Annotated in this window: 13 protein-coding genes; 9 read left to right on the top strand and 4 right to left on the bottom strand. The window is 37.0% G+C overall.

Going from position 1 to position 14,497, the window contains the following annotated elements; all coding sequences use genetic code 11:
• The first annotated feature begins 23 nt into the window (after positions 1–23).
• Positions 24–530: a nitrate reductase associated protein gene (locus tag H9N25_RS09945; protein WP_223833696.1), complete on the top strand. Its 507-nt coding sequence runs from the start codon at positions 24–26 to the stop codon at positions 528–530.
• Between the two features lie 3 nt (positions 531–533).
• Complete coding sequence (locus tag H9N25_RS09950; protein ID WP_190328764.1) at positions 534–2,015, top strand: rubredoxin; 1,482 nt, start codon at positions 534–536, stop codon at positions 2,013–2,015.
• 11 nt (positions 2,016–2,026) lie between these two features.
• On the opposite strand, the gene H9N25_RS09955 is transcribed toward H9N25_RS09950, so the two are convergent.
• Together H9N25_RS09955 and H9N25_RS09960 are read right to left on the bottom strand one after the other, a co-directional pair.
• Positions 2,027–2,620, bottom strand: coding sequence for a molybdenum cofactor guanylyltransferase (locus H9N25_RS09955; RefSeq protein WP_190328765.1), 594 nt, complete (start codon positions 2,618–2,620; stop codon positions 2,027–2,029).
• Positions 2,621–2,632: 12 nt separating this feature from the next.
• Entirely contained in the window at positions 2,633–3,316 is a 684-nt protein-coding gene (locus tag H9N25_RS09960; protein ID WP_190328766.1) for a Crp/Fnr family transcriptional regulator, read from the bottom strand.
• A gap of 198 nt (positions 3,317–3,514) precedes the next feature.
• Here H9N25_RS09960 and H9N25_RS09965 point away from each other — a divergent pair, with 198 nt between their 5' ends.
• Complete coding sequence (locus H9N25_RS09965) at positions 3,515–3,715, top strand: hypothetical protein (protein ID WP_167294556.1); 201 nt, start codon at positions 3,515–3,517, stop codon at positions 3,713–3,715.
• Between the two features lie 133 nt (positions 3,716–3,848).
• Here the strand turns inward: H9N25_RS09965 and H9N25_RS09970 are convergent, their stop codons facing one another.
• On the bottom strand, positions 3,849–4,526 hold the full coding sequence (locus H9N25_RS09970; RefSeq protein WP_223833697.1) for a competence protein CoiA family protein: 678 nt from the start codon (positions 4,524–4,526) through the stop codon (positions 3,849–3,851).
• Positions 4,527–4,707: 181 nt separating this feature from the next.
• Here H9N25_RS09970 and H9N25_RS09975 point away from each other — a divergent pair, with 181 nt between their 5' ends.
• From H9N25_RS09975 to H9N25_RS24980, 6 genes are all read left to right on the top strand, one after another.
• The gene (locus H9N25_RS09975; RefSeq protein ID WP_190328767.1) at positions 4,708–5,910 is read left to right on the top strand and encodes a S41 family peptidase; all 1,203 of its coding nucleotides are present in this window, start codon (positions 4,708–4,710) and stop codon (positions 5,908–5,910) included.
• 120 nt (positions 5,911–6,030) lie between these two features.
• Entirely contained in the window at positions 6,031–6,249 is a 219-nt protein-coding gene (locus H9N25_RS09980) for a DUF6965 family protein (RefSeq protein ID WP_167294558.1), read from the top strand.
• 188 nt (positions 6,250–6,437) lie between these two features.
• A complete protein-coding gene (gene pta / locus H9N25_RS09985; protein ID WP_167294559.1) occupies positions 6,438–8,525 on the top strand; it encodes a phosphate acetyltransferase in 2,088 nt (695 codons plus the stop codon).
• A 2-nt stretch (positions 8,526–8,527) separates the two neighbouring features.
• A complete protein-coding gene (locus H9N25_RS09990; RefSeq protein WP_190328768.1) occupies positions 8,528–9,724 on the top strand; it encodes an acetate/propionate family kinase in 1,197 nt (398 codons plus the stop codon).
• Positions 9,725–9,768: 44 nt separating this feature from the next.
• Positions 9,769–10,842 carry an aminotransferase class V-fold PLP-dependent enzyme gene (locus H9N25_RS09995; protein ID WP_190328769.1) on the top strand — a complete coding sequence of 358 codons (1,074 nt, stop codon included), beginning with the start codon at positions 9,769–9,771 and terminating at the stop codon, positions 10,840–10,842.
• Between the two features lie 135 nt (positions 10,843–10,977).
• Positions 10,978–11,112 (top strand): hypothetical protein, encoded by a 135-nt coding sequence (locus H9N25_RS24980; protein WP_255524619.1) that lies wholly within the window; start codon positions 10,978–10,980, stop codon positions 11,110–11,112.
• 819 nt (positions 11,113–11,931) lie between these two features.
• On the opposite strand, the gene H9N25_RS10000 is transcribed toward H9N25_RS24980, so the two are convergent.
• On the bottom strand, positions 11,932–14,493 hold the full coding sequence (locus tag H9N25_RS10000; RefSeq protein WP_190328770.1) for a M1 family aminopeptidase: 2,562 nt from the start codon (positions 14,491–14,493) through the stop codon (positions 11,932–11,934).
• Positions 14,494–14,497: the final 4 nt, after the last annotated feature.

Here is a 14,497-nt window from a genome sequence, read left to right on the forward strand (position 1 = left end):
AATAACATTTAAAATTAAACAAAGTGATAAAAGTAAAACTTGGTCCTTCAGAATTTAAAAACCTAAAAGGAATTGAATATTTTAAGTTCGAAGAAGATTTTATTGAAGAAAATGTGCGTTGTATCCCAATGATCGTCCGTTTTAAAATGGATGCAGCCGGAATAAAATTAAAATTGGCAGAATGGAGCAAATTTCATCCAACAGAAAGAATCCAACTGGCTCTACTTCCTGTCTCAACTCAAGAACAAACAGACAAGTATCATCAATTTCTGATTAGCCTGATTACCAAATATACTGGAAACCAGGCTACCACGCTGGCTATTGATCCACTACCAGATTGGGGGAACCTACACCAAATTCCGACAATGCTAAAAGAAAAGGCCACAGAATTACAATTACAACTATCCATAAACCAGTGGTGCAAACTCACTAATATCCAAAGGTTTGCGCTTTTAAAATTATGCCGGCCAGGACACGAAAACAAAAACTTCCCAAAGGCAATAGTAGAATTTGGACTTTTAAATAGCTAAACCATGTATCAAACCATCATCATTAACTTTCCAGGTGGAATCATATCACCGGGCAACCTGTATAACATCCTGGTTGCAGCAACAAAAGCGCGGATCCAATATGTTCGTTTTGGCCTCCGCCAGCAGTTATTGATTGATACTACAAGCTACAATATTGACATTTTTACGGGTGAAATGGATAAACTCGGGATGGATTACGAAGTAGACACCAATAATTTCCCGAATATTATCAGTTCTTATCCTGCTGAAGATATTTTTATCCGTAAAACCTGGCTTACTGAAGGTGTATATAAAGATATTTTAGATGATATCGATTTTAAACCTTCTGTTAAAGTCAATATCTGCGATAGCGACCAAAGTTTTACCCCAATGTTAACGGGCAATATCAACTGGATTGCCTCTTCACAATCCGAACATTATTGGCATTTAATTATTCGCTTTCCAAAAACAAATGTAACCTACGAATGGAACCAGCTTTGCTACACCAACCATATCGCACAGGTTACCAAAGCACTGGAGGGTATTATCAAAAACAATCAGTCACAGTTTATAGATAATCCACAAGCCAACGGTGAAGAGCTCTTTGCACTTTTAGATCAGGAAAACTTTATCCTTAAACCTGCTGAAAACACCGTATCCCTATCATCATTTAACCTACCTTATTACGAAGGTTTAAACCGGTACAACAACAAATATTGGTTGGGCATTTACAGGCGCGATGAGCTGTTCAGCATCGCATTTTTAAAGAAACTCTGTCAGCTCTGTTTAGATACCAAACTTGGTCAGTTGTGCTGTACATCCTGGAAAACCATCATTATAAAAGGGATTGACGAAAAAGATAAAAACCTTTGGAACAGTTTGCTCGAAGAATTTGAGATTAATATGCGGCATGCCGCCAACGAACTTAACTTTCAGGTAGAAGATAACTGTAACGAAGGTCTAATGTTAAAAAATTTCCTTGTTAAACATTTAAGCATTGATGATACCAGGACGTTTGGAATCTGCTTTGGTATTAAAACACGCAAAAAAAGTGAAGTTTTCAGTAGTATCCTCATCCAAAAACGCCACTTGATTAATGTATTAGGATTAAAATTACTCCCCGTTTACGATATCCTTTGTGCTAAAGATTTTAATCCCAACGAACGTACAGGTGAAATTTTTAGCAGAAGCAATCCCAGTTTTTTATTACCAGAACAAGTGAGGCGTTCGATATTTAAGTTTTACAAATACCGTTTAAATGCCATTAAAACAGGTAACCAAAAACAAAGCTTTCAAACTGAAGAAGCAATAAAAAAAGATGGTGAGTTTTTATACCAGTGTAACAGTTGTTTAACGGTGTATAACGAGCGTATTGGCGAAATTGAAAACAACATTAACCCAGGCACGGCATTTAAAGATTTACCGGAAGATTATTGTTGCGTGCTTTGTGAAGGAGAAAAAGAGAATTTCACTAAGATTGATCAATCAGTATTACAGCTTTTGTAAATCAATAGGGATCAGGGTGACGTTACGTTATTTATCTCCTCTTGCGAGTTAAAATTACTGAAACAACGATAATCCTGGTCCTCAATGCCCGTTTCGCAAACTCGCAAATTGCCTAAAACATATTTCATGCTGTGTTTGGCCAAACCATTGGTTTGAAGCAGGTGTACATTTTTTTTCAAACCTTCAGCCTTATAAATCCCGCATAAGGGTTCTTGCTGGCCATCTTGGGTGAAAATATAAGCATCGAAAGTGTCGTCAGCCTTAAACGGGTGGATTAGTTTTTCCAGCAATTTGATTTCCATCAACAACATATCGCAGGCCAATAAAAACAAATCTTCTTCTGGATTTGATAAATGAGCAGAAAGTACGCCCAATAGAGGACCTCTAATATCAAGCGAAGGATCGTCGACAATCAACTGCTCAGCCCCGAAATAACCTGCATAGGTTTCTTGTTGCGATGGATTAACTGAAAATTTTACCGGGAGATCAAGCACACTTAATTTATCAGCCGCCACCTGCGCCCAAAGTTTATCCTGATGAATGAGCAAACCTTTATCGGTACCCATCCGTAAACTATGCCCGCCACATAAAACGATTCCCAACATACAAATTTTAATTTATTTGTTACTCAAATCTACTAATCCAGCCTCGTTTAAAATACCAATTTGCTTTCCTTTCACTACTATTAATTTTTCAGCCAGCAGTTCATTCATCGTCCTAAAAACGGTTTCATAAGTGGCACCGGTAAAAGCAGCCAGATCCTGACGGCTTAATGCCAGATTTAAAAAGCCTTCTGCATCTAAGCCAAATTGATCTCTCAATCCCAAAATAGCTACGGCAAGCCTTTCTTTAACCGACATTAAAGCTAAATTCCGCATTTTCTTTTCCGAGGCATGCAGTTCATCAGCATAAAACATCAACAAACCATAAGCAAATTCCTGGTTAACTTTTATGGTACTTTTAAAAAAATCGATATCTACAAAACAAAGTTTAGTAGTTTCTAAAGCCGTTGCTGAAATTGGGTAAGTAGAAATGCTGCTGCTGATTCCCCTATGCCCGATTATGGCACCATCATTCGCAAAGCGTAAAATCAGTTCTTTATCGCCCCATTGTTTATGGACTTTAACATTGCCGGAAGTAACAAAATAAACACCGCTCACCGGATCGCCCTCCTTGATAATTACCTCCCCTTTTTTAACGATAAAATTCCGTTTATGGCACTCAATGGCAGGATGCCATTCTGTTAATGTGAGTTGGCACATAAAGCAGGTTTTAAGATCGCAGTTATTATTTTTCTTCATATTTTATTAGGGATGTTGGGTAAAAATAGCAAATCATTGCACAATTATTTGGTATCGTAAGCAAATTCGGTGATTCTTCACTATTGTTGAAAATTTTACAAGAATAAAACTCATTGAAAGAGAACACTTAGCATTTTTTACAAGCATCCTTATCGCAAAGAAGTTTAAAGATATGCCATCAAATCATAATTTTGTGTTATGGCAAATACAAACGTTAGAAAATCAATCCAGAATAAGATCGAATCATTGGGTAAGGAAATCGAAACCTTACAGGCAGAATTAAAAAGATGGGAAAAAATTGCATCCGATTATGAAACCAACTCGGAAAGCATTGATTTGATTTTATCGATACAATTACCTGAAAAACCAGAACCAAAAGCGAAAAGGGTAAAATTGTAAAACATTAAAATAAGAAAATCCGGACAATGTCCGGATTTTCTTATTCATCATATCCTGTTCTAATTTATATCTCGACATTAAGACTGTACATTGTTGTATTGTAATTCCAGATGCATTTCTAATTTATTTTAACTTAAATTTCTGGCGGCGTGTGCCAATCAATAAAGGCTTTCCTACTTAACATTTTCAGGTATGGATAATTTCCATTTAATTGTTTACGCTGTTTTAGCTCATATAAAAAATGCCCGCCTAAGTCTACAATAATTTTTGCGGTAGCCAAATACCATACACTATGAGGCTGTTTCCAACAAAAAGAATATAGGTTTGAGGTGAGTTTAATACCCTGAAGTTCGGGATGATAAAAATTAAGTATTTTTGGACTGGGAAGTCCCTGCATTACCTCTGATTTCCTTACCATTGAAAGGTGATCTGAATGACAAAACTCATAATCCTTTAGTTTTGGATCATCCACATCAGGCAAATGTTTCAATATCCTAAATCCCTTAAATTTCTTGCCATTCAATACCCATATTAAATTTGGATAAAATGCCTCTCTGCTATTAAGCTCGGCCAGTGTTATTGGCGAATTTTGAAACTCAATGGTATAACCTGATGGTGTAAATACATCAGCACGATGAATATCGGCATTGGCTGCATCATAAAAAGCAACTTCTCTAAATGATGGCGGGAAAGCCAATTTCCAATCTCGGTGCCATGCGGTCTCCTTTCGGTAGTATTCTTTTTTAAGTGACGAAATATCCTGAATCATATCAGAACGAGGGATATCTTTTTTCATTTCACTATTGTTCATTCTCTTTCAACGTGATTAGAACACTATAACAATTAATTAGGGAAAACAAATTTAAACTAAAATTTTTAGCAATAAAATCAGATCTTGAAAAAAAGGAATATATTTAGGATAATTATCAAAAACGTTCCCACTCGTGCAACTTTTTCCAAAATTCTACATCTTTTAGGTAAACAATATATAAATGAAAAATATCAGCTGTTTCCTTTTTATAATATTTTCATTATGTGATACTTATACCTCTGCACAAACTTCGAAAAACATCTTCAGTGATGATTTAAAATTCTATAAAGACAGCCTTCCTGTTAAACACAAAAATCTTTTTGCAAAACTTTCTAAACCAGAATTTAATGCAATGATAACGCATCTTGAAGCGCAGACAGCTGGCATTTCTGCTGAAAAATTTTATGTAGAAATCATGAAAATACAGGCGGCTATTGGTGATGAGCACAGCACAATAATTCCTCCGTACACCACTAAATACCCAGTAAAATTTGAGCGGTTTGATGATGGACTGGTAGTTACCTCAACAGACGAAGCAAATAAGCAACTCCTACTGTCAAAGGTGATCCGAATAGGTGATAAAACTTTATCAGAAGCGGAAAAAGCTGTTTCGCCTGTAATTATCTCTGGCAATATCCCTTATTTTAATGTTGCTGAAGCAAGTTATCTGGCAAGTCCCGGTCTGCTTTATGCGTTAAATTTAAGCCCCAATCCAAATGAGCTAAAACTTGAACTTTTAAGTCCTACCGGAGAAACATTAAAAGTAAAATTAGATGCCATACCAAAAACTAAGCAGATAGATATGGTATATGCACCTGTTTATGGCAGTTTACTTGCAAATACCCATAAAGAAAACTACTGGTATTTAATAGAAAAAGGCAGTTTGTACTTCAATTACAACAAATGTGAGGATGATCCAAAGAAACCCTTTGAAGCCTTTAATGATAACTTATTTAAAGAGATTGAAAAACAAAAACCAAACCGCATTATTATTGATTTAAGGATGAATGGCGGTGGGAACAGTGCAGTATTAGAACCCTTTATCGAAAAGATTAAAAATCACGCTTTAAATAAAAAAGGAAAGATTTTCATTTTGATTGGTCGGGCCACCTTTTCTTCTGCAATTATGAATGCAATTAAACTTAAAAAAGAAACCAAAGCCATTTTAGTTGGAGAAACTACCGCGGGCACCATTAACCATTATGGCGAAGTACGCGCATTTAATTTACCAAACACCAAATTACAGGTAAATTACTCTACCCAATATTGGGAAAATTGGAAAGGGCACGACGGACCGCTTGTACCCGATGTTAAAATCGAGAAGAATTTATCAGATTTATTAAAAGGAAATGATAAGACATTGAACTATGTAATGGGAAACTAATCTGTCATCTTTGGCATTTATAACAGCCGCTAAAATTTATTTATATTGAACATGAGAGAGATACTCGTTCAGGATTAATTTTGTTTAGTCCAACTCGTTACATAATGATAACTTTGCAGTATGACCATCCAAGAAATACAGCAGTTAGAAGATTTTTTTGCCCAAGCCGGAAAGCAGCAGGTTCCAATTTATCTTAATCAGGCTACCGTAATTACTGATTATGCTCATTTCCTGGAAAGCCACTTTATGCCGTTAAGACTCAACCCCGATGCAAAAGTGAACCTACCAATTATACACAGGCTGAAAATGTTAAAATTATTGATCGAATCAAACGGATAAAAAATAGGGCAAAACAATTCGATTAAATCTTTTTGAAATCTTGGTCCCATTTCAAATTGCTTTCTTTAAAGTCATTTTAATAAGTATTTCCATATTGCTCTTAAAACTTAACCTGCTTTAGTTTTTAAAATAAATATTTCCAGCTATATTGGGCATAATTGGTTTATTCCTATATACTGCTCCTTATTATGACTAAAAATATATTTATTGCTTCGGCCGAACCCTATACCGGAAAATCAGTAATTGCTTTTGGGATGATCAATATGTTATTGGCAAAAACCCAAAAAGTAGGTTATTTTAAACCCATTATTGCACAAGACGATCAGAATAAAAAAGATGAGCATGTAGAAGCCATGTTAGATTATTTTTCGCTCCCTGTTAACTATGAGGATGCTTTTGCTTTTACCCGGCAAGAAATGCTCCACCAATCAGAAGATAGTGGGGCAATTATCAATACCATCATCAGTAAGTATAAAAAGCTCGAAGATAACTACGATTTCACCGTAATTGAAGGAAGCGATTTTTTAGGCGAAGGTATGGCATTTGAGTTCGAATCGAACGCTTTAATGGCCAAAAACTTAGGTGCACCTGTTTTAATTGTAGTATCAGGAAAGAATAAAACAGCTAGTCAGCTTTTTAAATCAGCCATCAATATCTACCGTAACTTCCTGTTGCGCGATGTACAGGTATTGGGTGTAGTGGCCAATATGGTAAATCCGGAGGAGGCAGAGCGTATTAAACAAGCTTTAACCAATCAATTGCCGGCCGAATTACTTATTGCTGTGATTCCAACCGAAACAGGCTTACAAAGTCCAACAATGAAAGAAATTACATTGGCGCTTGGTGGCGAGGTACTCTTCGGTGCCGAACTGATGGATAATCAGGTTGATAATTTTGTAACTGGGGCCATGATGCTGCCTAATTTTTTAAGACACATTAAAGATAACCTGCTTATTGTTACTCCAGGCGATCGGGGCGATATTATCATTGGTGCACTTCAGGCTAATTTATCGGCCAATTACCCAAAAATTGCAGGTATTGTTTTAACCGCGGGTAGTTTACCCGATGAACCGATTATTAAATTGATTGAAGGTTTACAAACCATTATCCCCATAATCGCCGTACAAAAAGGAACTTTCGAAACCACTACAACTATTGGCGGTATCCATTCAAAAATCACCATTGAGAACAAGAAAAAAATTGCGATAGCCATAGAACTTTTCGAAAAGTATGTAGATATAAAAGCGCTTGATGATAAAATCATCACCTTCAGCTACCAAGGCATCACACCGCATATGTTCCAATACCAGCTGGTTAAATGGGCCAAACGTGATAAAAAACATATTGTACTACCTGAAGGAAATGATGAACGCATTCTGAAAGCAGTTGAAAAACTTATTGCACAAGATATTGTAGACATTACACTTTTGGGAGACCCAGTCGAAATTACTGGCAGTGTAAAAAGACTTGGACTAAATTTAGATCTTAATGTTATAAAAATACATGATCCTAAAAAATCGACACAATATAACGATTATGTAGAAACCTTGTACGAGTTGCGTAAAGCTAAAAACGTGAATATGGAAATGGCCAGGGATATGATGACAGATGTTTCTTATTTCGGCACCATGATGGTTTATAAAGGCGATGCAGATGGAATGGTTTCGGGTGCCGTACATACCACGCAACATACCATCAGACCAGCTTTGCAGTTTGTTAAAACCAAACCTGGGGTATCTGTAGTTTCTTCTATTTTCTTTATGTGCTTGCCAGAGCGTGTAGCCATATTTGGCGATTGCGCCGTTAACCCCAATCCTACTGCCCAGCAACTAGCTGAAATAGCTATTTCCTCAGCTGAAAGCAGTGCTAAATTCGGTATTGAGCCGCGTATTGCCATGTTATCTTATTCTTCAGGCACATCAGGCGAAGGTGAAGATGTTGAACGTGTAAGAGAAGCAACTGCCATAGTTAAAGCACGGCATCCGGAATTAAAAATTGAAGGCCCCATACAATACGATGCTGCCGTAGATCCCCTCGTGGGTAAACAAAAACTACCTGGATCTGAGGTGGCAGGTAGAGCAAGTGTGCTGATCTTCCCCGATTTAAATACCGGTAACAATACCTACAAAGCAGTACAACGCGAAACCGGGGCATTGGCCATTGGCCCGATGTTGCAGGGATTGAACAAACCGATAAACGATTTGAGCCGCGGTTGTACAGTAGATGATATTTTTAACACCGTTGTTATTACAGCGATCCAATGTCAAGACATTTAAACATGAACATTTTAGTAATCAACTCGGGAAGCAGTTCCTTAAAATACCAACTTTTTAAAATGCCAAAAAAATCACCCGTTTGCAGTGGACTTGTTGAACGGATTGGCATTGAGGGCTCGTTTATAAAACACACGGTTTATACCAATAACAAAAAACACAGCATAGAAGAAACAGGTTTTATTTCTAACCATGGTGAAGCATTAAAACAGGTTTTAGCATTATTAACCGAGGGAGAATATGCAGTAATTGCGAGTCCTGATGATATTGCTGCTGTTGGTCATCGTGTAGTGCACGGCGGTGAACATTTTTCTGGTCCGACAATTATTACTGACGATGTGAAACATCAGATCAAAAAACTGTTTTCACTTGCTCCATTGCATAACCCCGTTAATTATAAGTGTATTGAAGTGGCTGAGCAAACTTTTGTAAATGCCAGGCAAATTGCAGTATTCGATACGGCATTTCATCAAACCATACCAGAACAGGCTTATCGTTATGCCATTCCAGAATGGTATTATAAAGAGCACGGCATTAGGGTATATGGATTTCATGGCACCAGCCATAAATATGTAAGCGAACAGGCGATTAATTGGTTAAACAAAAAAGACACTAAAATAATCAGCATTCACTTAGGAAATGGCTGCAGTATAACGGCTATTAAAAATGGCAAATCGATAGATACCAGTATGGGTTTTGGACCATTAAGTGGATTAATGATGGGTACGCGTTCTGGCGATATCGATCCATCGGTTATTTTTCATTTAATGGAGCATTCTGGATATACGCTGGAACAACTGAGTACCTTACTTAACAAACAATCTGGACTTTTGGGTGTGGGTGGCTCGAGTGATATGCGCGACATCAGAAAAATGGTAAGCGAAGGAAATGCAGCTGCAGCTTTAGCCATTAATCTATATGCCTACAGGATTAAGAAATTTATCGGCGCCTATGCTGCTGTTTTAAACGGCATTGATGCCATCATATTTACCGCAGGTGTTGGTGAAAACGATAGCAACATGCGCGAGGCAGTATGTTCAGAGTTAGACTATCTGGGTATTGAATTAGACCCGAATCAAAATACAGCCTATAAGGGCGAACTAAAAGAGATTAACACAACAGATTCAAAAGTTAAGATATTGGTTATTCCAACTAATGAGGAATACGAAATTGCACATCAATGTTTTGGGCTTTTAACTTAACATCTGAATTATTTTTTTAACACAGAATTCCTTTAAACTTGAACATGAACCTATCTTTCCCGATCCTCAAAGAATATACTTACCTCAACACTGCCAATTCTGGTATTTTATCGACTAATCTGGCTGAATGGCGAACGCAACATGACGAAGCATTTACTGCAGGTGGAAGCATTTTCAGAATGGAAAACCTGCCCATCATTACCGATCTCAGGAACAATATAACGACACTTTTTGGCTCAAAGCCAGAAAACACGTATCTCGTTCAGAATTTTTCGGTGGGCTTTAATATTTTATTGAGTGGACTGGATAAAAGTCATCGTTTTTTGCTTTTAGAAGAAGAATACCCATCGGTAAGTTACCCGGTAATCAGTACGGGGTTCGATTATCATAGCATCACAATCGATGAAAAACTGGAAGAGAATATCATTAATGCCATTGAGAAATTTAAACCTACCGTGCTGGCATTTAGCATGGTGCAATACATTAGTGGCTTCAGAATGGACGATGATTTTATCCAGAAGCTAAAAACAACCTACCCTAATCTGTTATTGGTTGGTGATGGTACTCAGTTTTTGGGTACTACAACCTTTAATTTTGAAAAATCGGGTTTAGATGCATTAATTGGCAGTGGATACAAATGGCTTTTGGCCGGATATGGAAACGGCTACGCCTTTCTTTCTGATCAGATGAAAGATGCGATATACGCAAAAAACAAATTGGCTGAACTGCCTACAGCGCCTTTTTTAAAAGGAAAAGATCATTTATCGATGTGTTTCGAACCAGGACATCTGGATACCTTAAACTTCGGCACATTAAATGAAAGTTTAAATTATCTTGCTTCGTTCGGCTTCGATCGGATTGAAAAAATCACGCAAAGGCTCAGTAATCAAGCAAGATTGGAGTTAAATACAAGAGGGTTAGTACCCGATTGGATACTTGACAGAAAGTATCAATCAACGATTATGAGTATGCCCTTGGACCAAAATACAGTAGATAAACTTGCCGCCGCCAAAATACTTTGTTCACCACGGGGAACTGGCACAAGGATTTCTTTTCATTATTACAATACAGAAGAAGACTTAAATTATTTATTACAGGTTTTGGATAACCACAGGTAATCTATTTTGGAGGTGATGCAAGCATGAAGGGATTGATTTAACTCAACAATTAAAAAAGTTACAAACTATATCTAAAAAGCAACGTTAGATAGTTATAGCCATTTAATTGATAAGCATAAATCAGCCCAATATAGTATGTATACCCAAGCCACAGAAAACACAAACCTAACGGTTTATATCCAGGATGATATTTCGATAGAAGATAAAAGAGAAATTTTATTGAATGGTTTATTAGATGACCTGAATAACGAAACCGAATCTTTTAATTAGAAGGCCAATTAATAAAGCATCTAATTTTTGCTTCTTTACCATATAGGAGGCATTTAAAGGGGCATAAGTATAGATTTCGTCTTTCTTCCTGAATTCATTTCAGAGTCTTTATAAGCTGCTGACCACGGAATAGCCAGCAGCTAAATATTTCAAGCGTTTTGTAAGTTAATCTCTATACCGCTTCTATACCTTAATACCGCCACGGTTATAGACCACAATAATCCTAAGGTAAGGTGTTCTTTACCTTTTGTTTAGCTCATGTTAACCTGCCCATCAAAAGCGATGCAAATCTTTGACAGCGCTGACCTTCAACAAGTCTTTAGCTCAACTGAAGTAAATCTGAAACTGTAGGCAAGTAGGTACACAGCAGGGTGCAGCCAAGCCTGGGCGGAAGCTGGCCTAAACGTGGGGTAAATGTGGGGTACAAGTGGGATTTGGAGTTTTTTTTTTTGGGGGGGGATTTTTAGTCAGATTGACTAAATTGGATGATCATCCTTTTGTTTAACTAATGTACTAAAATTATGGCTGTCCAGAGTGAAATAATCAAAATTAACGGGAACCGGGCGATCTTTTCTCACACATTCTACCTGTAAAAAACGTATTCATTACCAAAAAAAACGTCCTCAACCAAATTTTTGCACACTAAATAATCCAACTCAGGTTAGTAAAACAAGTTCAGCATGACGATTACGATTTAATCGCAAAAGAAAAGGGCAAACAAATTAATGCTTACCCTTTTCAAATCTAAATTAACGCTCTCGCGACAAAAGTATAAATTCTTCCTAAACCTGTATGTAACAAATTCATTTATTTTAAAGTTTAATGTACAATAATCTGTGCCCGGCGAAGATTATCGGTAGTCTGCAAAATTTTATCTTTTAACTTAGGATTGTAAGCAGGATGTGATTTTAAGAAATCCTGTACAACTGCATTTGCTTCTTTGTTGTTATAACTCGAGAAAATAGCAGCTAGCCAAGATTGCGGAAAAAATATATCTCCGGTTTTCTGTATTTCTTCCAACAAATCCAAGCTTTCTTTCAGATAATGGATAGAACTTGTTTGCCTGATAGGGTGATGCAAATAAAACAAAGCCGTAGTTACCCAGGCCTCTTTCTGGCGGTTTTTCCTGTCTTTTAAACCGTTATAAAAATTATCTCTTTCCTTAACATCTAAAGATAATGCAGGCATTAAATAAATCAACCGGTTTTTACGGTCTTCATTTTTGGTGCGATCTAACTGATCTTTTAAGATTGTGTTTGTAGTGTCTGTTTTAAGTGCCAGCGTTAGGGCAAGCGCACTATAATCATCTTCTAACAATTTAATTCCATTTGGTGCAGTTTGCTTAAGCCAGATATCATACATACGTTTCCCGGCACCAGCACTCAGATACACATTTTGATAAGCATTGAACAAAATCTTCTTGTTATTTTGCGCTTGCTGTTGCTCCATTGCATTCCATATTGTTTTCTCCATACGTTCATTCATGGCATTCCGTACTTCTGCGGTAAGAAAAGTCCAATAAATATTAGTCAGGTAGCCCGTAATCAGCCTAAGGTTCATCTCGTTTTTCTCAACAACTAATCCCTGTAAAAATATGTCTAAAAGTTCTTTAGGCTTATTGCTTTTACCCGAAAGCATATTTTCATAAGCATTGATATAAGCCGATGCCCGTTCTAACGGATCAGCAATATGATAAAGATTTGCCATCGCCTCTTTATCAATCGGGAAAAGACCATATCCGGCACCGTTTGCATTAAATAGAACATACTGTGGTTTTGGAAAACCTTTTGCCGCTATTAAATCGGTTTTAGCGGTCTTAGCATTTACCACCAAAATCTTACTATAGTTAGGGTAAACAAGCTTAACCGTAAAAGATTGCGGCCAAACCCGTGTTTCTCCCATCTCACTATTTTGGTTTAGGCTTAAATCGCTTATTTTATCTCCATTGTATTTAACATGGTAACTATAAACTGGTCTTCCTGGCTCATTTACCCAAACTTTATTCCAATTCAGGAGATCACTTTTACTGTATTTACTTAAAATGACGATCAGATCATTCCATGTTGCATTGCTATAACTGTATTTTTTCAGATACTCCCTTATTCCTTGTTGAAAATTCTGTTTGCCCATCAATAATTCCAGTTGACGCATCATAATTGGCGCTTTATGGTAAATTATATTTCCATACATCGATCCGGCTTCCTGTAAGTTATCCAATTGCTGACGAATGGGATTAGCGCCCAATGTTCTGTCTACTCCATAGGCGGCCGGATAATGATCTTGTAAAAACTTAAGATCAAAAGTGTTTTTGCCCATTAATTTTTCGGTTACCTTATCAGCCATAAAATTGGCAAAAACCTCTTTCATCCAAACATCATTAAACCACTTCATGGTTACCAGATCGCCAAACCACATATGCGCCGTTTCGTGCGAAATTAAATTTGAACGTGAAATGAATTGATCTTTAGTTGCACCCTGATCTAAAAACAATGCTGATGCTTTATATTGCACCTCACCAGGGTGTTCCATACCGCCAAACTGAAAATCTGGAATACTGACAAAGCCTATTTTCTGAAAAGGATATTTTATCCCTGTCCACTCTTCCAAAAAATCGATGGCATCGCGATGTGCTATAAAAACAGAATCTACACTGAGCTTAATTTTAGCCGAATCGGTTTCCCGGTGCAGAAATTCCATTTTGTTATTTTTCATTTCCCGATTGATCAGGGTGTATTTTCCTGCGGTAAAAGAGAATAAATAGGTGGGTAATTTATCCGAACGATTAAAATGATAGGTGATGGAATTACCTTGTGCCAGGGAATCTTTTTTAACCGCATTAGCCATTACCTTCCAATGAGTTGGAACAGTTAATGAAAGTAAAAAGTTAGCCTTTAAATCGGGCTGATCAAAGCAGGGAAATACCGTTCTGGCATGATCAGGAACAAAAAGGGCATATAAAAAATCTTTATTTCTGTTTAGCGATTCGTTACCGGCGATAAATTCGATTTCGATACGATTATTCCCCACCTTTAAATAATCTTGCTTTACTAAGATATGTTCCGCTTTAAAATCGATAGGTATAACTTTTCCATTAACCGATATCCGTTTTAAATGATCGGCATTTTGCTTAAAGTCTACCTGCAGGTAAATTAAATTATTGAGCTTAAAATCAATACTTTCAGTTGATTGAATTAATGCTGTCTGCTCTGCTGGAATGGTAAAATGGAGCTGATATTGAATATTACTTATGGCTGCACTTCTGGAACTTGCCAGCTCAAGAGAAACTCCAGGCTCAATGGCTACTGGATTTTTACCCTGCTGCGCAAAACAGGTTGCACTCAGTAGTTGCAAAAAGCAAAAGTATTTGGTAATTGTATTCATTTTA

Origin of the sequence: Pedobacter riviphilus (assembly GCF_014692875.1) — a bacterium.
Taxonomy (GTDB): domain Bacteria; phylum Bacteroidota; class Bacteroidia; order Sphingobacteriales; family Sphingobacteriaceae; genus Pedobacter; species Pedobacter riviphilus.